General features: G+C 72.2%; 19 protein-coding genes. 13 read left to right on the plus strand and 6 right to left on the minus strand.

Annotated elements, in window-relative coordinates; genetic code table 11:
* Positions 1-41 precede the first annotated feature (41 nt).
* The 6 genes from OG965_RS33750 (at position 42) to OG965_RS33775 (ending at position 3838) form a co-directional block, all read left to right on the plus strand.
* Positions 42-1244: a helix-turn-helix domain-containing protein gene (locus tag OG965_RS33750; protein WP_371655844.1), complete on the plus strand. Its 1203-nt coding sequence runs from the start codon at positions 42-44 to the stop codon at positions 1242-1244.
* A gap of 91 nt (positions 1245-1335) precedes the next feature.
* A complete protein-coding gene (locus OG965_RS33755) occupies positions 1336-1500 on the plus strand; it encodes a hypothetical protein (protein ID WP_371655845.1) in 165 nt (54 codons plus the stop codon).
* Complete coding sequence (locus OG965_RS33760) at positions 1500-1994, plus strand: hypothetical protein (RefSeq protein WP_371655846.1); 495 nt, start codon at positions 1500-1502, stop codon at positions 1992-1994. The genes OG965_RS33755 and OG965_RS33760 overlap by 1 nt, the downstream gene beginning before the upstream one ends.
* Positions 1991-2254, plus strand: a complete 264-nt coding sequence (locus OG965_RS33765; RefSeq protein WP_371655847.1) for a hypothetical protein — start codon at positions 1991-1993, stop codon at positions 2252-2254. The genes OG965_RS33760 and OG965_RS33765 overlap by 4 nt, the downstream gene beginning before the upstream one ends.
* Before the next feature lie 111 nt (positions 2255-2365).
* Entirely contained in the window at positions 2366-3397 is a 1032-nt protein-coding gene (locus tag OG965_RS33770; protein WP_371655848.1) for a LacI family DNA-binding transcriptional regulator, read from the plus strand.
* A gap of 183 nt (positions 3398-3580) precedes the next feature.
* The gene (locus OG965_RS33775) at positions 3581-3838 is read left to right on the plus strand and encodes a hypothetical protein (protein ID WP_371655849.1); all 258 of its coding nucleotides are present in this window, start codon (positions 3581-3583) and stop codon (positions 3836-3838) included.
* On the opposite strand, the gene OG965_RS33780 is transcribed toward OG965_RS33775, so the two are convergent.
* Entirely contained in the window at positions 3802-5355 is a 1554-nt protein-coding gene (locus OG965_RS33780; protein ID WP_371657134.1) for an IclR family transcriptional regulator C-terminal domain-containing protein, read from the minus strand. The genes OG965_RS33775 and OG965_RS33780 overlap by 37 nt on opposite strands.
* 163 nt (positions 5356-5518) lie before the next feature.
* On the opposite strand from OG965_RS33780, the gene OG965_RS33785 reads away from it, so the two are divergent.
* The 3 genes from OG965_RS33785 (at position 5519) to OG965_RS33795 (ending at position 9405) form a co-directional block, all read left to right on the plus strand.
* Positions 5519-6703, plus strand: coding sequence for an acetyl-CoA C-acyltransferase (locus tag OG965_RS33785; protein ID WP_371655850.1), 1185 nt, complete (start codon positions 5519-5521; stop codon positions 6701-6703).
* Positions 6704-6913: 210 nt separating this feature from the next.
* Positions 6914-8380, plus strand: a complete 1467-nt coding sequence (locus OG965_RS33790) for a benzaldehyde dehydrogenase (RefSeq protein WP_371655851.1) — start codon at positions 6914-6916, stop codon at positions 8378-8380.
* Between the two features lie 95 nt (positions 8381-8475).
* Entirely contained in the window at positions 8476-9405 is a 930-nt protein-coding gene (locus tag OG965_RS33795) for an AEC family transporter (RefSeq protein ID WP_371655852.1), read from the plus strand.
* A 14-nt stretch (positions 9406-9419) separates the two neighbouring features.
* On the opposite strand, the gene trxA is transcribed toward OG965_RS33795, so the two are convergent.
* Entirely contained in the window at positions 9420-9788 is a 369-nt protein-coding gene (gene trxA / locus OG965_RS33800; protein WP_371655853.1) for a thioredoxin, read from the minus strand.
* A gap of 137 nt (positions 9789-9925) precedes the next feature.
* Here trxA and OG965_RS33805 point away from each other — a divergent pair, with 137 nt between their 5' ends.
* A complete protein-coding gene (locus tag OG965_RS33805; protein WP_371655854.1) occupies positions 9926-11359 on the plus strand; it encodes an NAD(P)/FAD-dependent oxidoreductase in 1434 nt (477 codons plus the stop codon).
* Positions 11360-11397: 38 nt separating this feature from the next.
* Here the strand turns inward: OG965_RS33805 and OG965_RS33810 are convergent, their stop codons facing one another.
* Positions 11398-12285 (minus strand): nuclease, encoded by an 888-nt coding sequence (locus OG965_RS33810; protein ID WP_371655855.1) that lies wholly within the window; start codon positions 12283-12285, stop codon positions 11398-11400.
* 208 nt (positions 12286-12493) lie between these two features.
* Between OG965_RS33810 and OG965_RS33815 the strand changes: the two genes are divergently transcribed.
* Together OG965_RS33815 and OG965_RS33820 are read left to right on the plus strand one after the other, a co-directional pair.
* On the plus strand, positions 12494-13048 hold the full coding sequence (locus OG965_RS33815; RefSeq protein WP_371655856.1) for a DUF1990 family protein: 555 nt from the start codon (positions 12494-12496) through the stop codon (positions 13046-13048).
* Positions 13049-13058: 10 nt separating this feature from the next.
* A complete protein-coding gene (locus OG965_RS33820; protein WP_371655857.1) occupies positions 13059-13535 on the plus strand; it encodes a GNAT family N-acetyltransferase in 477 nt (158 codons plus the stop codon).
* Positions 13536-13551: 16 nt separating this feature from the next.
* On the opposite strand, the gene OG965_RS33825 is transcribed toward OG965_RS33820, so the two are convergent.
* From OG965_RS33825 to OG965_RS33835, 3 genes are all read right to left on the minus strand, one after another.
* The gene (locus OG965_RS33825; protein ID WP_371655858.1) at positions 13552-14601 is read right to left on the minus strand and encodes a M4 family metallopeptidase; all 1050 of its coding nucleotides are present in this window, start codon (positions 14599-14601) and stop codon (positions 13552-13554) included.
* Between the two features lie 123 nt (positions 14602-14724).
* Positions 14725-15807: a magnesium/cobalt transporter CorA gene (gene corA / locus OG965_RS33830; protein ID WP_371657135.1), complete on the minus strand. Its 1083-nt coding sequence runs from the start codon at positions 15805-15807 to the stop codon at positions 14725-14727.
* A gap of 87 nt (positions 15808-15894) precedes the next feature.
* Entirely contained in the window at positions 15895-16248 is a 354-nt protein-coding gene (locus tag OG965_RS33835) for a tetratricopeptide repeat protein (RefSeq protein WP_371655859.1), read from the minus strand.
* 143 nt (positions 16249-16391) lie between these two features.
* On the opposite strand from OG965_RS33835, the gene OG965_RS33840 reads away from it, so the two are divergent.
* Positions 16392-17357, plus strand: coding sequence for a pirin family protein (locus OG965_RS33840; RefSeq protein WP_371655860.1), 966 nt, complete (start codon positions 16392-16394; stop codon positions 17355-17357).
* Positions 17358-17690: the final 333 nt, after the last annotated feature.

The following is a 17690-nucleotide window of genomic DNA, read 5'->3' on the forward strand; positions in this document are numbered from 1 at the left end:
CATGGGTACGGTTCGGAGTGCAGCCCCGAACGGAGTTCAGTATGCCCGCCGACCGTGCACGCGAGGTGGGGCAGCGCATCGCAGCCACTCGCCACTCCCGCCGTATGACACAACAAGATCTCGCCCGCGCTTCCTTCGTCTCCCTCGCCATGGTCAAGGCCGTCGAGCGAGGCGCCCGTATGCCGAGTGATTCGTCCCTCGACGCCTTGGCGGACAGCCTCGGCGTGGACCCGTCCGCGCTGCGCACCGGCTATGCGAGGACTGAGCGTCGTGTGCACCGGGCTCTGCCCGCGATCTCCGCCGCGCTGGCCGCGTACGACGCCCCGGAGGGGCCACCGGCCCGGACGTTGCCCGAGCTGCGTGCGGCGATGGACGAAGCCGTGAACTGGCGCCTGGGTGCCCAGTACGGCCGCATCTCGCAGGTGATCCCGGGCCTTCTTGAGGACAGCCTCCGCGCCCTGCATGGGGAACGGGGCGCCCAGGAGCGCCGCGCCGCCGCGCTGGTCGTCTCCGCCGCGCGGACCGCCGATGCCGTGGCGTTCAAGTTCGGCGCCCACGACCTCTCCGCCCGTCTGGTGGACCTGATGAGATGGGCCTCGCTTCTGGCCGAAGAGCCGCTGCTGGCTGCTTCGGTCGCGTACGTGCGGACGGAGACGTTCTTCGTCGCCCGCGCCCACACGGCAGGTCTGCGCGCTCTGGAGGCGGCCATCGATGCCAGTCCGGCGCCCGATCGGGGCAGCGCAGGTGCCGCCCGGGGATCCCTTCACATGCGGGCAGCCGTCATCGCCGGGCGGGCCGGAGACCCGGAGGCGGCTGACAGCCACCTCGATGAGGCACTGCGACTGGCTGATCAACTCCGAGAGGATGTCTACGACGGCACTGCCTTCGGTCCCGACTCGGTCCGCGTTCACGAGGTGTCGGTGGCCGTGAGTCTGGGCGGCGACCACGTCGAACGCGCCCTGAGCGCCGCCCGCGACTGGGAGCCGCCGAGCGGCATGCCCGCTGAGCGGCGCTCCGGCTTCTCCATCGAACTGGCCCGCGCCCAGTTGTGGGCCGGCCTCATGGACGATGCCTTCGAGTCGCTGAAGGTTGCTCGCCGCATCGGCCCACAGCACACGCGTGAGCACCCCTGGGCCCGTGAGACAGCGGCAACGCTACGCCGGCTGAAGCGGGCCGACGACGAGTCGTTGACGCGTTACGCGGAATGGATCGGCGCGATCGAGCAACCCCTTCGAGGGATCTGAAGGGATACAAGCTGTAGCACTTGTGCCCCTTCCACGAGTCCACCATCTGCCGTGTCCACATGACATGACCTGGCAGATGGGAGTCCGAAGCATGAGCGACACCAACGAAGCCGCAGGCTTGGCGCAGTACCGGCGTTGCGAGGTCTGCAAGGAGCCGGGCGCCGACACCATCACCCGTATGTTCGTCGCCGAAACGGGCGGCGGCGACCACACCAGCTACGCGCACAGCGGCTGCGCCGAGGTGATCACGCCGTGATGAACCAGACCGGCAGAGCCATCATCGACTGGCTTGCCTCCACGCACCCCGTACCCGCCCAAGCCCGACGCGAATTCGACGTGGGTATCGCCCTCGTGCCGACCGGCACCAAGTTCGACGCGATCCGTCTGCCCGCCCCCGTCGTCCACGCGGCCGCAGGCGGCGAAGACCCCGACGCCGTCGCCGCGTTCCTCGCCAAAACCCTGCCCGGCGGGGCCGTCATCCACGATGCGTACGGCGTCGGCGTCTGGTACTACGCACTCGTACCGCCAGGTACGTACGCCGATTGGCGAGTGCCGGGCGTGGAGTGCCTGCGTCCAGGGACCTGGCTGGGCGTGCCCCGCCCCGACCTCACCGCACGGCCCGGCCCGCACTGGGTCCTGCCACCCCACACAGCAGGCAGTGTCTGCGCGGCCAAAGCCCTCGCCGACCTCGTGACGCTCGGGCAGAACAGTCCGCGCCAGATGCCGACGACGCCGGAGCGGACGCCATGAGGTCCGTGATCCGCTACGCGGAATGGACCCTCGGCGCCGACACAACCCCCGGTGCCGCCGGGCCGATCCACGTGATGGAGTGCACCACCTGCCTCGACACCTCCCCACCCTCCGACACCCGCGACGGGCCGGAGGACTGGGCGATCCGGCACACCGCACGGCACCACGATCACGCCGGATTCCGGGCCGTCGTGACGTCGTTCAGCCGGATCACTCCGGCGCCGGGCAACCCGTTGTACGAGCAGCCGTCGCCTCGTTGAGCGCCCGCCCTCGTGTCCCCTGCCCCAGACGGTATATCCGGTCTCCGCCGTACCGACTTCGGCCAACCGCCGGACCGGGACACCGGTGGTTCTGCAAGGATGCCGAACGCGATGAGCGATATAGCGAAGCAGCCGCAGCAGCCCGCCGACCGGCCCGTCCCGACCAGTGCCGACGTGGCCCGACTGGCCGGCGTCTCGCGCGCGACGGTGAGCTACGTACTCAACAACACCTCGGCCGTACGCATCAGCGAGCCCACCCGGGTACGGGTGCGGGAGGCCGCCCAGGAGCTGGGTTACGTGCCGCACGCCGCGGCCCGCAGCCTGCGCGCCGGACGCACCCGGATCGTGCTGCTGCCCAGCGGGCACATCCCGGTCGGGCCGCTCTACAGCCGCTTCCTCAACGAGCTGCAAGGGGCGCTGCGGCGGCTCGACTACACGGTCGTGCAGTACGGCAGCCTCGGCCTGGGCGCCGACGACGCGGCCCGCGCCTGGGCCGAGCTGCGCCCGGTCGCTGTCATCTCGCTGGGCGAGACCGAGCTGACCGCCCAGGGCGTCGAGCTGCTGAAGCGGTCGGGGGCGCGGGCGGTCGTCACGCTCGGTCCGCAGCGCGTCGAGGGCGCGCACTCGCTGCTGATGGACCAGCGAGAGATAGGGCGTTGCGCGGTCGGCCACCTGCTGGAGCGCGGCCATCGCCGCATCGGCGTCGTGGTGCCGGCCGAACCGGGCCTGGAGCTCTTCTCCACACCCCGCCTTGCGGGCGCCCGCAAGGCCGTCGCGGGCACGGACGCGGTGGTCGAGCCGCTGGAGCTGGCGTACGAGGAGGAGTCGGCGGCAGGGCTGGCCCGGCGCTGGCGAGGGCTCGGTCTCGACGCGGTGTTCGCGTACAACGACGAGTACGCGATGCTCCTGATACGCGCCCTCCAGGACGCGGGCATAGAGGTTCCCGCCGAGGCGGCCGTGGTCGGCGCCGACAACCTCCTCCTCGGCAAGCTTCTCCGCCCCCGCCTGACCACGGTCAACATAGACATGATCGCGGGCCGCCACCTGGCAGAACTGGTGGACGCGGCGGTACGCGACCCGTCGGCGGTGGGGGAGCGGAGGGACTTGATGGGGGCGACCTTGGTGAGGCGGGAGTCGAGCTAGGTAATAGGTGCGTGGACTTTCCGTCCTCCGTCCGTTGTGGGCACAACGGACCACCGGCCCGCAGCTGACACGAGAGCCGCCCTGCTGAGGGCTTTCGGGAAGGGGCGGGGTGGGGGAAATTTCCGCCCCCACGAGCGGAGTGGCACCCCGCACCCTCCACCCCCACCCCCCTACCGTCCCCCCATGCACCCCTCCCGCTTCGTCATCCTCCTCGTCCCCTCCCACGTGGAAACCCGCGGCACCGCCTCCGTGGCCGACAGCGCCGTCCGCTCCGCCCTCGTCGAGGCGACGGGCGAGACCGGTGAGACGGGCTACCCCCGCTACGCCGGCCACGGCATCGTCGCCGACGTGGACCCCCGGACCCGTACCGTGGAGGGCATCCTCGTGGACGGCGCGGAGCTCGACTACGGCCTCACCGCGCTCATCGCCCCCGAGGGGTGACCGGGCACGCCCGACAAACCCGGCACCCCCAGCACCCCCAGATCCGCCGAGATCCCCGCGCCCGCCGCCCGCAGCGCCGGAAGCAGCGTCCGCAGCATCTCCTCCGGCGTCCCGCGCCGCGCGTGTTGCGCCACGTTCACCGCCGCCACCACCCGCCCGTCCGCCCCGTGCACCGGCACGGCCAGCGAGCGCAGCCCCTCCTCCAACTCCTCGGCCACCAGCGCGTACCCGTCGGCCGCGCACCCCTCCACGATCCGGGCCAGCTCGGCCGCGGACGTCACCGTGTTCGGGGTGAGGGCGGGCAGCCCGTCGGGCAGCGGCGGGCGTTCCCCCGGCGTGAGACCGGCGAGCAGCACCCGCCCCATCGACGTCGCGTACGCCGGGAACCGCGTCCCCACCGTGATGTCGATGCTCATGATCCGTACGGTCGGGACGCGTGCCACATAGCGGATGTCGGCCCCGTCGAGCACCGCCATCGACGCCGACTCACCGGTCCGGGCCACCAGGCGCGCCAGGTGCGGCCGGGCGACCTCGGCGAGCCCGAGCGCCGAGAGCCGGGCACAGCCCAGTTCGAGGACCCGGGGGAGCAGCCGGAAGTGACGCCCGCCGGGGCCGCCGCACTCCACGTACCCCAGGTGCGCGAGCGTGAGCAGCGAGCGCCGCACGGTGGCCCGGGCCAGGCCGGTCGCCTCGGAGACGGCCGTGAGCGTCAGCCCCTCGCCCCGGTCCGCGCCCAGTGCGCACAGCACCGCGAGGCCACGGGCGAGGGACTGCAGAAAGTCCGGCCCGAGCTCCCGCTTGAGCCCGGCGGAGGCGTCGACCTTGAGTCCGGCGGACGCGTCGACGAGGGACCCCGCCACGGGGTCGACCACGGCCGACGGACACGGCCCCGCGAGCGCCGCCTCCATCGCACCCCCCGCCTCCCGCAGCCGAGGCAGCACCGCCTCCCGCAGGGACTCCGGGGTGTGCCTGCTCGTGTGGCTCGCCACGCTCACCGCGCACACCGTCGAGCCCGCCGCGTCACGTACGGGCACCGCCACCGCGATCAGCCCCGGCTCGATCAGCTCCTCGTCGACCGCCCACTCCAGCGTGCCGTCGGCGAAGAGCGCGCCCGGCGCGCAGCGGTCGGCGGGCAGGAGGTCGCCGATGCGGAAGGCGAGCGACATCGTGCGGCGGCGGGCGGCGGTCTGGAGGACGACGCGGGCGCCCGCCCCGTCGGGCACGGCCACCGAGACGGACTCGTCCAGCTCGTCCGCGAGCCTTCCCACGAGCGGGCCGAGCGCCGCCGGAATCCCGCTGCCGCGCAGATACGCGCCGGACAGCGCCATCAGGCGCGGTGCGAGCGCGACTCCCCGGCCGTCGGCGCGGACCAGGCCGAGCCGGTCCAAAGTCGCCACCACCCGGTCGACCGTCGCCCGGGCGAGCCCGGTGGACCGTACGAGCGCGCCGCGGTCCATGTCGTGTGCGGCGAGCGCGCGAAGCACCGCGAGGCCGCGTTCCAGCGGGCCGACCGACATGTCGTGGGACACGGGTCCTCCAAGGGCCGTTGACAGCGCGCCGGGGCGGGCCGAGACTCGGCATTGATTGTGAACCAAAGTTCACTGGGCGAACAGAGTGCGTCGGACCGAATGCGTCGCGCACCACGCGGGCACGGCCGACCGAGCAGCGGGAGAGAAACCGATGAGCATCCGGGACGTGTACATCGTCGACGCCGTGCGCACCCCCATCGGCAAGTTCGGGGGCGCGCTCGCCCGGGTGCGGCCCGACGACCTGGCCGCGCACGTGGTGAAGTCGCTCGTCGGCCGCTCCCCGCAGCTCGACCCGGCCCGCATCGACGACGTCTACTTCGGCGACGCCAACGGCGCCGGCGAGGACAACCGCGATGTGGCCCGGATGGCCGTGCTGCTCGCCGGGCTGCCGGTGTCGGTCCCCGGCGTCACCGTCAACCGCCTGTGCGGTTCCGGCCTGGAAGCCGTCATCCAGGCGGCCCGCGCCATCGCGGTCGGTGACGCGCACATCGCGGTCGCGGGCGGTGTGGAGTCGATGTCCCGCGCCCCATGGGTGATGCAGAAGCCCGAGCGCGCCTTCCCGGCCGGTCACCAGCAGCTCTGGTCGACCACGCTCGGCTGGCGGATGACCAACCCGAAGATGCCCGCCGAGTGGACGGTCGCGCTCGGCGAGGGCGCCGAACTCATCGCGGACCGGCACGCGTTGACCCGTGAGCGGCAGGACGCGTTTGCCCTCGACAGCCACCGCAAGGCCGCCGAAGCCTGGGCGAAGGGGCTGTACGACGACGAGGTCGTCCCGTACGAGGGCGTCGATCTCGTCCGTGACGAGTGCATCCGCGAGTCGTCCTCCATGGAGGCGCTCGCCCGGCTCAAGCCCGCCTTCCGCGAGGGCGGTTCGGTGACCGCGGGCAACTCCTCGCCGCTCAACGACGGCGCCGCCGCTCTGCTGCTCGTCGACGAGGAGGGGCTGCGCGCCACCGGCCGCGAGCCGCTCGCCCGGATCCGTACGTCAGCGGTCACCGGGATCGAGCCGCAGCTCTTCGGTCTCGGCCCGGTCGAGGCGGTGCGCACCGCGCTGGCCAAGGCGGGCAAGGGCCTCGGGGACCTGAGCGTCTTCGAGCTCAACGAGGCGTTCGCCGCGCAGTCGTTGGGGTGTCTGGCCGAGTGGCCGGAGCTGGATCCCGCCGTGGTCAACCCGCGTGGCGGCGCCATCGCCATCGGCCACCCGCTGGGCGCGTCGGGCGCCCGGCTCGCCGGGGCGGTGGCCCACCAACTGGCCGCGGCGGGCTCGGGCGTGGGGCTTGCCGCGCTCTGTATCGGCGTCGGCCAGGGGCTCGCGCTGGTCCTGGAGCGCTAGGCGCTCCGCTGGAGGGGCAGTTGGTCGGCTGCGGGCCGTCTGTGGCTGGTCGCGCAGTTCCCCGCGCCCCTGTAGGGCACCCGGTACCGCACCGGACCTCCGCAGACATTTGTTCGTGCAGCCCCACTAGGATGCCGCACGGAACTTCCCCGCGATCATGGCTTCCCCTCGGTCATCGCTCTCGATCACGCGTGAGACTGGAGATCCTTCATGACCCTGCTCGACCCCAAGACCTGGCAGGCGCGGACGCTGTCGGGGGGTGAGTACGAGGTCACCGAACCCGCCACCGGAGAGGGCCTGGGCGCGCTCACCCTGGCTACCGCGGACGACATCGCGGCGGCCGTCGCGGCGGGCCGCGCGGCACAGCCCGGCTGGGCCCGCACCCCGCACTTCGCCCGCGCGGCCGTACTGCGCCGCGCGGGCGACCTGTTCACGGAGTGCGCTGGGGGCACCTCCCAGGCTTTCGGCTCTGGGGGAGAGCTGCGCGAATGGCTCGTACGGGAGTCCGGCTCGATCCCCGGCAAGGCCGACTTCGAGCTGCACGTGGCCGCCCAGGAGTGCTACGAGGCGGCGGCGCTCGCCTCCCGGCCGCTGGGCGAGGTGCTGCCCAGCGAGGAGCCGAGACTCAGCTTCACCCGGAGAGTGCCGGTCGGCGTGACCGGGGTCATCGCCCCGTTCAACGCCCCCCTCATCCTCGCCATCCGCTCGGTCGCGCCCGCCCTCGCCCTCGGCAACGCCGTGGTCCTGAAGCCCGATCCGCGCACCGCCGTCTGCGGCGGTCTCTCGCTCGCCGCGGTCTTCGAGGAGGCCGGGCTGCCCGAGGGCCTCCTTCACGTACTGCCGGGCGGCGCCGAGGCCGGACAGGCCCTGGTCGCGGACCCCGGCATCCCCGTGATCTCCTTCACCGGCTCGACCGCCGCCGGGCGCCGGGTCGGTGAGGCCGCCGGGCGTCTGCTCAAGCGCGTCCACCTGGAGCTCGGCGGGAACTCCGCGCTGGTCGTCCTGGAGGACGCCGACATCGAGGGCGCGGTGGCGCAGGCCTCCTGGGGCTCCTTCTTCCACCAGGGCCAGATCTGCATGACCACCGGCCGCCACCTCGTCCACGCCTCGCTGTACGAGGAGTACGTGGAACGGCTCGCCGCCAAGGCCGACGCGCTGGCCGTGGGCGACCCGTACCGCGAGCGGGTGCATCTCGGGCCGATCATCGACCGGGCCCAACTCGCCAAGATCCACGGCCTGGTGGAGGGCAGCACCGCCCGCGGCGCCCGGCTCGCCGCGGGCGGCACCCACCAGGAGCTGTTCTACCGGCCGACCGTCCTCGCGGACGTCGACGACCACACCCCGGCGTATACGGAGGAGGTCTTCGGACCGGTCGCGCCCGTACGGCCGTTCCGCACCCTGGACGAGGCCGCCGCACTGGCCGCCGACGGCCCGTACGGGCTCTCCCTCGGCATCGTCACCCGCGACACCGCGCTCGGCCTTGAGCTCGCGGACCGCATCCCGACCGGCATCGCCCACATCAACGACCAGACGGTCAACGACGAGGCGGTGGCGCCCTTCGGCGGCGTGGCGGCGTCGGGGACGGGCGCGAGGTTCGGCGGCGCGGCGAATCTGGAGGCGTTCACGGAGCTGAGGTGGACGACGGTACGGCGTACCCCGCCGAGCCATGCGTTCTAGCGGAGCCTTTTAGGGGCGCGGGGAACTGCGCGACCAGCCACACACAACCCGCAGCCGCACGACGGCATTCGCACCCCACCACCTAGTCTGAGCCAGTGAACGCAGTGATCAGCGGCTTCCTGCCCATCTGGGCACTCACCGCCTGCGGCTGGGCCGCCGGGCGCTACAACGTGCTCGGCGCCCAGGCGCAGGCGCAGCACGTGCTGGGAAGGTTCGCGTTCACCTTCGCGATGCCGTCGCTGCTGTTCCTCACGATGTCGCGCTCGCACCCGGGCGATCTGGCCCGGCCGGGCGTGGCCGTCTTCGCCGCGAGCCTGGTCACCGTGTTCGCGGCCGGGCTGCTCGTCAGCCGCTGGATGTTCCGGCGCAAGCGCGGGGAGCAGGCGATAGGCGCGATGGCCGCGTCCTATGTGAACTCCGCGAACCTCGGCATCCCGGTCGCCGTGCACGTCCTGCACGACACCTCGTTCATCGTCGCCGCGGCCCTCTTCCAGATGCTCTTCATCACGCCGCTGATCCTGGTCCTGATCGAGCTGGACGTACGCCGGGCCGGGCGCGAGCGGTGGACGCGGATCCTCCAACTCCCCTTCCGCAACCCGGTGATCGGGGCGTCAGCGCTGGGGCTCGTGGTCGCCGGGACCGGGCTGCGGCTGCCCGACGAAGTGGTCTCGCCGCTCCAGATCCTCGGCGGCGGCGCCGTCCCGTCGGCGCTCTTCGCGCTCGGCATGTCGCTGAACGCGCGCGCCCGGCCCGACGCCGACGGCCGGACCGAGCGGTTGATCCTGGTGGGGCTGAAGGTCGTGGCGCAGCCCCTGCTCGCCTACGCGCTGGGGCGCTGGCTCTTCGGGCTCGACGGGCACGCGCTGTTCGCGGTGGTGCTGTGCGCCGGGCTGCCGACCGCGCAGAACGCGTTCATCTTCGCGTCGGAGTACTCCCTGGACACGGAACTGCCCAGGGACACCGTGCTGCTTTCGACGCTCCTGTCGATGGTGTCCCTGTCGCTCATCGCCTGGCAGTTGGGCTGAGCCGCGGGGCCGCCCTACTCGGCCTTCTCGGCCTCGGCGACCGACTTGCGGACCTCGTCCATGTCGAGGGCGCGCGCCTGCCCGATCACGTCCTCCAGAGCGGCCTCCGGCAGTGCGCCGGGCTGCGAGAAGATCGCCACGTTGTCGCGGACGATCATCAGGGTGGGGATCGAGCGGATCTCGAACGCCGCCGCCAGCTCCTGCTGGGCCTCGGTGTCCACCTTGGCGAAGACCAGGTCCTCGTGGCGCTGGGAGGCCGCCTCGTAGACGGGGCCGAACTGCCGGCAGGGACCGCACCAGGAGGCCCAGAAGTCGATCAGGACGAAGTCGTTGTCCGACACGACCTGGTCGAAGTTCTCCTTGGTCAGCTCCACAGTCGCCATCACGCACTCCTTCTTCCTGGCCTCACCGTGAAGCCGCTTCGCACAACGGCGGCCGCCGTCGTGGTATTCCGTGTGTTTTCCGCTGACTCACGGCTGCCCCTGTGGCTCCGAGGTACTCCCCGCACCAGACTGTGCGTATGACGGAAGCCCTGGAATACGACGTGGTGGTGCTGGGAGCGGGGCCGGTCGGCGAGAACGTCGCCGACCGGGTGCGGGCGGCGGGCCTGAGCGCCGCCGTGGTGGAGAGCGAACTCGTCGGCGGCGAGTGTTCGTACTGGGCGTGCATGCCCAGCAAGGCGCTGCTGCGGCCGGTGATCGCTCGCTCGGACGCGCGCAAGGTGCCCGGGCTGCGCGGCAGCGTGGAGGGCCCGCTGGACGTGCCGGCGGTGCTCGCGCACCGCGACAGTTACGTCTCGCACTGGAAGGACGACGGCCAGGTGCGGTGGCTGGACGGCATCGGCGCCCACCTCTACCGCGGCCACGGACGCCTCTACGGCACCCGCAAGGTCAGCGTCACCAGCCCCGAGGGCGAGCACCACGTGCTGACCGCCCGGCACGCGGTCGCCGTCTGCACCGGCAGCCGCGCCATCGTGCCCGATCTGCCCGGCATCGCCGAGGCCGGGCCCTGGACCAGCCGCGAGGCCACCAGCGCGCAGGAGGTGCCGGGCCGGCTCGTGGTCGTCGGCGGGGGAGTGGTCGGCGTCGAGATGGCGACGGCCTGGCAGGCGTTCGGCGCGCAGGTGACGGTGCTGGTGCGCGGCGACGGGCTGCTGCCGAAGATGGAGCCGTTCGCGGGCGAGCTGGTCGCCGAGGCACTCAAGGAGGCGGGCGCCTCCGTACGTACGCACGTGTCCGTGTCCGAGGTCGTACGGGAGGGCAGCACCGGACCCGTCACGGTCGTCCTGGACGACGGCGGGCGCATCGAGGCGGACGAGATCCTCTTCGCCACCGGCCGGGCCCCGCGCACCGACGACATCGGCCTGGACACCATCGGCATGGAGCCCGGCTCCTGGCTGCCGGTCGACGACTCCTGCCTGGTGGCGGGGAGCGACTGGCTGTACGCGGTGGGCGACGTCAACCACCGGGCGCTGCTGACCCACCAGGGCAAGTACCAGGCGAGGATCGCGGGCGCCGCGATCGCCGCGCGCGCGGCGAAGGTCCCGCTCCTGGAGACCGACTCCTGGGGCGCCCACGCGGCCACCGCCGACCGTGCCGCCGTCCCCCAGGTCGTCTTCGCCGACCCCGAGGCCGCCTCGGCGGGGCTGACGCTCGCCGAGGCGGAGGCGGCCGGGCACCGCGTCCGGGCCGTCGACTACGACCTGAGCGGCGTGGCGGGCGCGGGCCTGTACGCCGACGGCTACCGGGGCCGCGCCCGGATGGTCGTCGACCTGGACCGCGAGGTCCTGCTCGGCGTCACCTTCGTCGGCCCCGGCGTGGGCGAGCTCATCCACTCCGCCACGGTCGCGATCGCCGGCGAGGTCCCGATCGGGCGGCTGTGGCACGCGGTACCGGCGTACCCGACGATCAGCGAGGTGTGGCTGCGCCTCCTGGAGACGTACCGCGACCAGTAGGCGCCCGTGTGGAGGTCGCCGTCAGCTGGAGGTCGCCGTCAGTGCTCCTCGAAGACGAGGTTCTCCGGCGGCTCGGTCATCCGGACGGTCTGCTCGGCGACCTCCACGACTGTCGACAGGGTGGTGAACTGCCCCTTCGACACGATCAGGACGCGGTCGGGGCGCTGGTCGAGAAACGCCTTGAACCCGGCGAGCGAGGGGTCCCCGGCGCCGAGGACGAGATAGTCCGCAAGGCGCCGGAACAGCTTCGGCAGCACGACCGCGCTCTCGGTGAGCGAGGCCAGACCGTCGATCTTCGCGCCGCTCGCGGTCAGATCCACCGGCCACAGCCCGTTGGCGGCCGTGCGCGCCTCCTGCACCGCGGCCGTCATCGCCGCGCGCAGATCGACGAACAGCTTGGTGTAGTACGTCGGATAGGCGAGCCCGTCCGCCAACTGGGCGAAGTTGGCGGTCTGCTGGAGCAGCGCCGCGTCGACGAAGTGCTGCTGCCCGCTCGGGCCGGGCGCCGGGCCCCGTCCGGCCATCGCCACACAGCGCCCGTGCAGGTCCGCGCCCCGGGTGAGAACGAACCCCGGGGCCCGGTCGGGCTCGGAGGCGGTGACCGTGCCGTGGGCGTCGCGCTCGACGCCGGTGAAGCCGAGCCAGGCGGTGAGCGCGTCGGCCGCCCGGTCCGCGAACGGCGGCGGCTGGTGCGTCTCGCGGCCGTGCGCCGGGATGTAGTGCGTCTCCAGGGTGTCGATGCCGTCGAGCCGCAGCTGGGCGCCGCCGCTCCGGTTGCGCTGGACGCGGTGCGGCCCGGGTACGAGGTCCCACTGCGCGGGGTCGGCCGGGTAGAAGCGGACGGAGTCGCCGTCCGGTCTGGCACCGGTGACCCGGTACGTTCCTTCGATCACGAGCATTCCCACGACGGCCTCCTCAGCGTGCACACCGGGCACCTCCAGCATCCGCCGTCCGGGCCCCGGGGGCGCCCGCGCGGCGCGATAGTTACGGTCCGCCGGGCCCCGGCGCGCACAGCGCCGTACGCCGTTGCGCGTACGTCCCGTCCGCTCCGGCCACCGCCTTGTTGAACGCGTTCAACGCGAGGTAGGCTCGCTCTGTATCTGAACGCGTTCAGAATGGGGGGTCGGTAAGCGCATGAGCGTCCTCGCCTTCACTTATCCCGAGGTCGGCGGCACCCGGCTGCACCGGCTGCCCGCCGGATACCACCACCTCCACCACAGCACGCGGATCGGCCATGGGCCGGACACTCTGCGCCGCGCCGGAGCCGCCGTCACCGAGTGGCGGATGCACCGCGCCCTCGGCGTCGGGGTGCGCTCGCCGTCCGGGCGGGCCGAGCCGGGCGTCCCCGTGGACATCGTGCTCGGCGTCGGCCCGGTCGGGATCGCGGCGCCGTGCCGGGTGGTGTGGACCGACCGGGAGCCGCACCGGATCGGCTTCGCCTACGGAACGCTCCCGGGTCACCCGGAGTGCGGCGAGGAGTCCTTCGTCGTGGAGCTCGACGGCAGGGGCCAGGTCTGGTTCACCGTCACCGCCTTCAGCCACCCCGCGAGCTGGTACACCCGCCTGGCGGGCCCATTGGTCCCGGTCGCCCAGCGGCTGTACGCCCGCCGCTGCGGGGCGGTGCTGCGCAGGCTGGCCCGGGAGGCGGAGCCCCGGCCCGGGTTCGCCCGCACGGCCACCCATCAGTAATACTCACCACATGACCTCACACATTACGAGCAAGGGTGGCGAGGGCGTGCTGATCCGGCGCGCGGTCGCGCGCGACGCCAAGCGCCTCACCCGGCTCGTACGGTCGTCACGCGCGTACGAGGGCCCGTACGCGCCGATGGTCGCGGGCTACCGGGTGGGACCCGACTACATCGAGACGCACGAGGTGTACGTGGCGGTCGGCGCCGACGACCGGCTGCTCGGCTTCTACGCCCTGCTGCTCGCCCCGCCCGAGCTCGACCTGATGTTCGTCGCCGACGACGCCCAGGGGCTCGGCATCGGACGCCGATTGGTCGCGCACATGACCGGCCGGGCCCGGGCCGCCGGGCTCGACCGCGTCCGGGTGGTCTCGCACCCGCCCGCCGAGGGCTTCTACCGCAGCATGGGCGCGCTGCGGACCGGCACGGCCCGCGCGAACCCGCCCGCGGTGATGTGGGACCGGCCTGAGCTGGAGATCCCGATTCCCTGACCGGTCCCGGACCGCCTCAGGTGAGCTCCACCCCGACCTGGCCCCACGCCTTGGTGACGGCCTGGAGCTCGTCGCCGTCGCCGTACAGGCCGCGGGCGGTGGCGACCGTGAGGCGGCCGAAGTCGGCGAACTGGGCGTCGCTCGCCAGCTCTCCGCCGGTCAGCGTGGCGTACCAGATCTTCCCGGCCCGCTCCCAGGCGTTGCCGCCCAGCGCCGTGGCCGCCAGGTAGAACGCGTGGTTGGGGATGCCCGAGTTGATGTGCACTCCGCCGTTGTCCCGGCTGGTGCGCACGAAGTCCTCCATCGTGGCGGGCTGCGGGTCCTTGCCGAGCTGCGGGTCGTCGTACGCCGTGCCCGGCGCCCTCATCGACCGCAGCGCCTCGCCGTGGATGCGCGGGCCGAGCAGCCCGGCGCCGATCAGCCAGTCGGCCTGGTCGGCGGACTGCCCGAGCGCGTACTGCTTGATGAGTGAGCCGAAGACGTCCGAGACCGACTCGTTGAGCGCGCCCGACTGCCCGAAGTACTCCAGGTTGGCGGTGAACTGCGTGACGCCGTGGGTGAGTTCGTGGCCGATGACGTCGACCGGGATGGTGAAGTCGAGGAAGAGCTCGCCGTCCCCGTCGCCGAACACCATCTGCTCGCCGTTCCAGAAGGCGTTGTCGTACTTCTCGCCGTAGTGGACGGTCGCCTCCAGCGGCAGTCCGGAGTCGTCGATCGAGTGCCGCCCGTACGCCTTGAGATACAGCTCGAAAGTGGCACCGAGCCCGGCGTGCGCCCGGTTGACGGTCGCGTCCTGCGACGGCGTGTCGCTCTCGGTGTGCACCTTCGAACCGGGCAGCGTCTCCTGCGACCTGGCGTCGTAAATCGTGCGGGTGGGCTTGTCGGAGGGCGTGCCCGTGGGGGCGGCCATGCCACGCACGGTGGTGATCCGGCGCCGGGTGCGCTGGAGCGCGTCGTGCTCAAGGGTGCGGCGCGCTGGCTCGAACGTGGTGGGGTCCTCGGCCTGCGCGAGCTTGTCGAGGACATGGGGCGGGATGATGGTGCAGAACACGGTGTTGGTCTCCATGCCGAGCAATGTGGCACAGCGTGACCGCTTCGGTGATGCCTGTAGTCGAGTTGGCTGAAAATCGGTGGCGGAGTCGGAACGGCCGCTTCTACGGACCGTGACGGCGGCCCGCCGGTCGTCCGGTCACAGCCAGCCGTTGCGGCGGAAGCCCCGGTGGATGGCGAAGCAGGCGACGGCCATGAGGGCGAGGGCGAGGAAGTACCCGTACTTCCAGTGCAGTTCCGGCATGTTGTCGAAGTTCATGCCGTAGATCCCGCACACCATCGTCGGCACCGCGACGATCGCCGCCCACGCCGTGATCTTGCGCATGTCCTCGTTCTGGGCCACCGTCACCTGCGCCAGATGGGCCTGGAGGATCGAGTCGAGCAGCGCGTCGAAGGAGCCGATCTGCTCGTTGACCCGGGCCAGATGGTCGAAGACGTCGCGGAAGTACGGCTGGGTGTCCGGGCCGATGTGCGGCATCGGCCCGGTGGCGAGGGCCTGGAGCGGGCGGTACAGCGGCGTCACCGCCCGCTTGAACTCCAGGAGTTCGCGCTTGAGCTGGTAGATGCGGCCCGCGTCGCCGCGCCCGGCGGTGTCGCTGAACACGGCGGTCTCGACGGCGTCCACGTCGTCCTGCATGGCGTCGATGACCACGAGGTAGTCGTCGACGACGTGGTCCGCTATGGCGTGCAGCACCGCCGCCGGGCCCTTGGCGAGCTGGTCGGGCGTCTTCTCCAGGGCCTCGCGCAGCGGACCGAGCGAGCCGTGCTTGCCGTGCCGCACGGTGACCACGAAGTCGGGCCCGGTGAAAATCATCAACTCACCGGTCTCGACGACCTCGCTGGTCGCGGTCAGCTCCTCGTGCTCGACGTAGCCGACGGTCTTGAAGACCGCGAACAGCACGTCGTCGTACGGCTGGACCTGCGGCCGCTGATGGGCGCGGACCGCGTCCTCGACGGCCAGCGGGTGCAGCTCGAAGAGCTCGGCGATCCCGGCGAACTCCTCGGCGCTCGGCTCGTGCAGCCCGACCCACACGAACCCCTCCCCGGCCTTGCGCACCCGCCGTACGGCCTCGTCCACCGGGCAGTCGCCCGGCTGGCGCACCCCGTCCCGGTAGACCACGCAGTTCACCACGGCGCTGCCGAGAGGCGAGCGGGCCGGGTGGCTGAGGTCCACCGTGCGGCGGTAGGCACGGCGGACCGCCCTGCGGAGGTTGCGGATCATGGGCACGGCTGAGCACTCCTTCGGCGGATCGATCGGCCAGTGTGCCATGCGCGGCCGAAGGGGCCGTCGGCGCGCCGAGTCCGCAGGTCACCGCTGCTGTGCCGGGACCTCCCCGTCGAAGGCGGCGGCGAGGCGCAGATAGCGGGCCGCGTCCTCGGGCCGGCCCTGGCGCTCCAGGGTGCGGCCGAGCATCAGCGTCGCGTACTGCTCGACGGGGTCGCGCTCCAGGACGGAACGCAGCTCGGCCTCGGCCTTCTTGAGCTGGGCGGAGTGGTAGTAGGCGCGGGCGAGCAGCAGCCGCGGCGCGACCTGCTCGGGCACCTCGTCGACGATGCCGGTCAGGATGCGTACGGCTGTGACGTACTCCTTGGCCTCGAAGAACAGCTGGGCGCGGTCCCAGCGCTCGGCGGTGGTGCCGGACTCGTAGTAGCTGTCGACCACGGAGGATCCTCTCGTAGCTGGTCTGCCAAATGCCGATACGGACGCCACAACACGAGGTGATGGTTGAAAATTCCACAACCTTGCGGGTGTGGCGCGCGTGGGAGGCTGCCACCGGGTGCCCCGACAGGAATAGGTTGACCGACATGAGCAATCTCGATCGTCAAGCCACACTCTCCGTGTGCGGCGGCCGCGGCTTCGTCGTCGCCGAGCCGGTGCGCGAGCTGCTGTCGCCGCGCACCGTCAAGCTCGGCGAGTCCACCGAGGTCCGCCGGCTGCTGCCGAACCTCGGCCGCCGCATGGTCGGCGCCTGGGCCTTCGTCGACCACTACGGCCCGGACGACATCGCCGACGAGCCCGGTATGCAGGTGCCGCCGCACCCGCACATGGGGCTGCAGACGGTGAGCTGGCTGCACGAGGGCGAGGTGCTGCACCGCGACAGCCTCGGCAGCCTGCAGACCGTACGCCCGCGCGAGCTCGGCCTGATGACCTCGGGGCGGGCGATCAGCCACTCCGAGGAGAGCCCCCGCCCGCACGCCCGCCTCCTGCACGGCGCCCAGCTCTGGGTCGCCCTGCCCGACGCCCACCGCCACACCGAGCCGCACTTCCAGCACCACGCGGACCTCCCCACGGTCACCGCCCCGGGCCTGAAGGCCACGGTGATCCTGGGCGAGCTCGACGGCGCGGCGTCGCCGGGCACGATCTACAGCCCCCTGGTGGGCGCCGACCTGACCCTGACGGCCGGCGCGGACCTCGCCCTGCCCCTCGACCCGGACTTCGAGTACGCGGTCCTGTCGATGTCCGGCGAGGCCCACGTGGACGGCGTCCCGGTCCTCCCCGGCTCCATGCTCTACCTCGGCTGCGGCCGCACCGAACTCCCCCTGCACGCCCCCTCGGACGCCTCCCTCATGCTCCTGGGCGGCGAGCCGTTCGAGGAGGAGATCGTGATGTGGTGGAACTTCATCGGCCGCTCGCAGGCGGACATCGAGGAGGCGCGGGAGGAGTGGATGTCGGGGGCGCGGTTCGGTGAGGTGAAGGGGTATGACGGGGAGCGGTTGGCCGCGCCCGCGCTGCCGGCGGTGGCGTTGAAGGCTCGGGGGAGGGTGCGCTGAGCTGCACTTTTCGTGTTTCGAGCGGAGTGCGGAAGGGGTGGGCCCCGGGGTGCCCTCGGGGCCCTTGCCGACGCTCGGCCGGGAGCGGCAACCCCTTCATGGGTGTGGGGCTCCCTGGCGCGGGCGTCTTGCAGGTTTCGGTGCCTGTGAGCAGGTCTGATCGGACTGGTGCTGACCCTTTGCTGACTCTACTGATGAGTAATCAGAGGGGGGTGGGGGTGCTTTCAGCAGGGACGAGGCAGCCTCGGAGTCGAGGGGGAGGGAGTGCATCGGAAGGGCTTCCGGGACGCATGCTGACTTCCCCGCCCGTCGCATCCGGTGGATTTCTCGCGA

Source organism: Streptomyces sp. NBC_00224, from assembly GCF_041435195.1.
Classification (GTDB): Bacteria; Actinomycetota; Actinomycetes; order Streptomycetales; family Streptomycetaceae; genus Streptomyces.

Excerpts from the sequence above, each read along its gene's own strand:
- OG965_RS33790 (WP_371655851.1), top strand. The coding sequence starts at position 6,914 with ATGACCCTGCTCGACCCCAAGACCTGGCAGGCGCGGACGCTGTCGGGG.
- OG965_RS33780 (WP_371657134.1), bottom strand. The coding sequence starts at position 5,355 with ATGTCGGTCGGCCCGCTGGAACGCGGCCTCGCGGTGCTTCGCGCGCTC.
- OG965_RS33815 (WP_371655856.1), top strand. The coding sequence starts at position 12,494 with ATGAGCGTCCTCGCCTTCACTTATCCCGAGGTCGGCGGCACCCGGCTG.
- OG965_RS33785 (WP_371655850.1), top strand. The coding sequence starts at position 5,519 with ATGAGCATCCGGGACGTGTACATCGTCGACGCCGTGCGCACCCCCATC.
- OG965_RS33805 (WP_371655854.1), top strand. The coding sequence starts at position 9,926 with ATGACGGAAGCCCTGGAATACGACGTGGTGGTGCTGGGAGCGGGGCCG.
- trxA (WP_371655853.1), bottom strand. The coding sequence starts at position 9,788 with ATGGCGACTGTGGAGCTGACCAAGGAGAACTTCGACCAGGTCGTGTCG.
- OG965_RS33775 (WP_371655849.1), top strand. The coding sequence starts at position 3,581 with ATGCACCCCTCCCGCTTCGTCATCCTCCTCGTCCCCTCCCACGTGGAA.
- OG965_RS33840 (WP_371655860.1), top strand. The coding sequence starts at position 16,392 with ATGAGCAATCTCGATCGTCAAGCCACACTCTCCGTGTGCGGCGGCCGC.
- OG965_RS33820 (WP_371655857.1), top strand. The coding sequence starts at position 13,059 with ATGACCTCACACATTACGAGCAAGGGTGGCGAGGGCGTGCTGATCCGG.
- OG965_RS33770 (WP_371655848.1), top strand. The coding sequence starts at position 2,366 with ATGAGCGATATAGCGAAGCAGCCGCAGCAGCCCGCCGACCGGCCCGTC.
- OG965_RS33825 (WP_371655858.1), bottom strand. The coding sequence starts at position 14,601 with ATGGAGACCAACACCGTGTTCTGCACCATCATCCCGCCCCATGTCCTC.
- OG965_RS33750 (WP_371655844.1), top strand. The coding sequence starts at position 42 with ATGCCCGCCGACCGTGCACGCGAGGTGGGGCAGCGCATCGCAGCCACT.
- OG965_RS33765 (WP_371655847.1), top strand. The coding sequence starts at position 1,991 with ATGAGGTCCGTGATCCGCTACGCGGAATGGACCCTCGGCGCCGACACA.
- OG965_RS33755 (WP_371655845.1), top strand. The coding sequence starts at position 1,336 with ATGAGCGACACCAACGAAGCCGCAGGCTTGGCGCAGTACCGGCGTTGC.
- corA (WP_371657135.1), bottom strand. The coding sequence starts at position 15,807 with ATGATCCGCAACCTCCGCAGGGCGGTCCGCCGTGCCTACCGCCGCACG.
- OG965_RS33760 (WP_371655846.1), top strand. The coding sequence starts at position 1,500 with ATGAACCAGACCGGCAGAGCCATCATCGACTGGCTTGCCTCCACGCAC.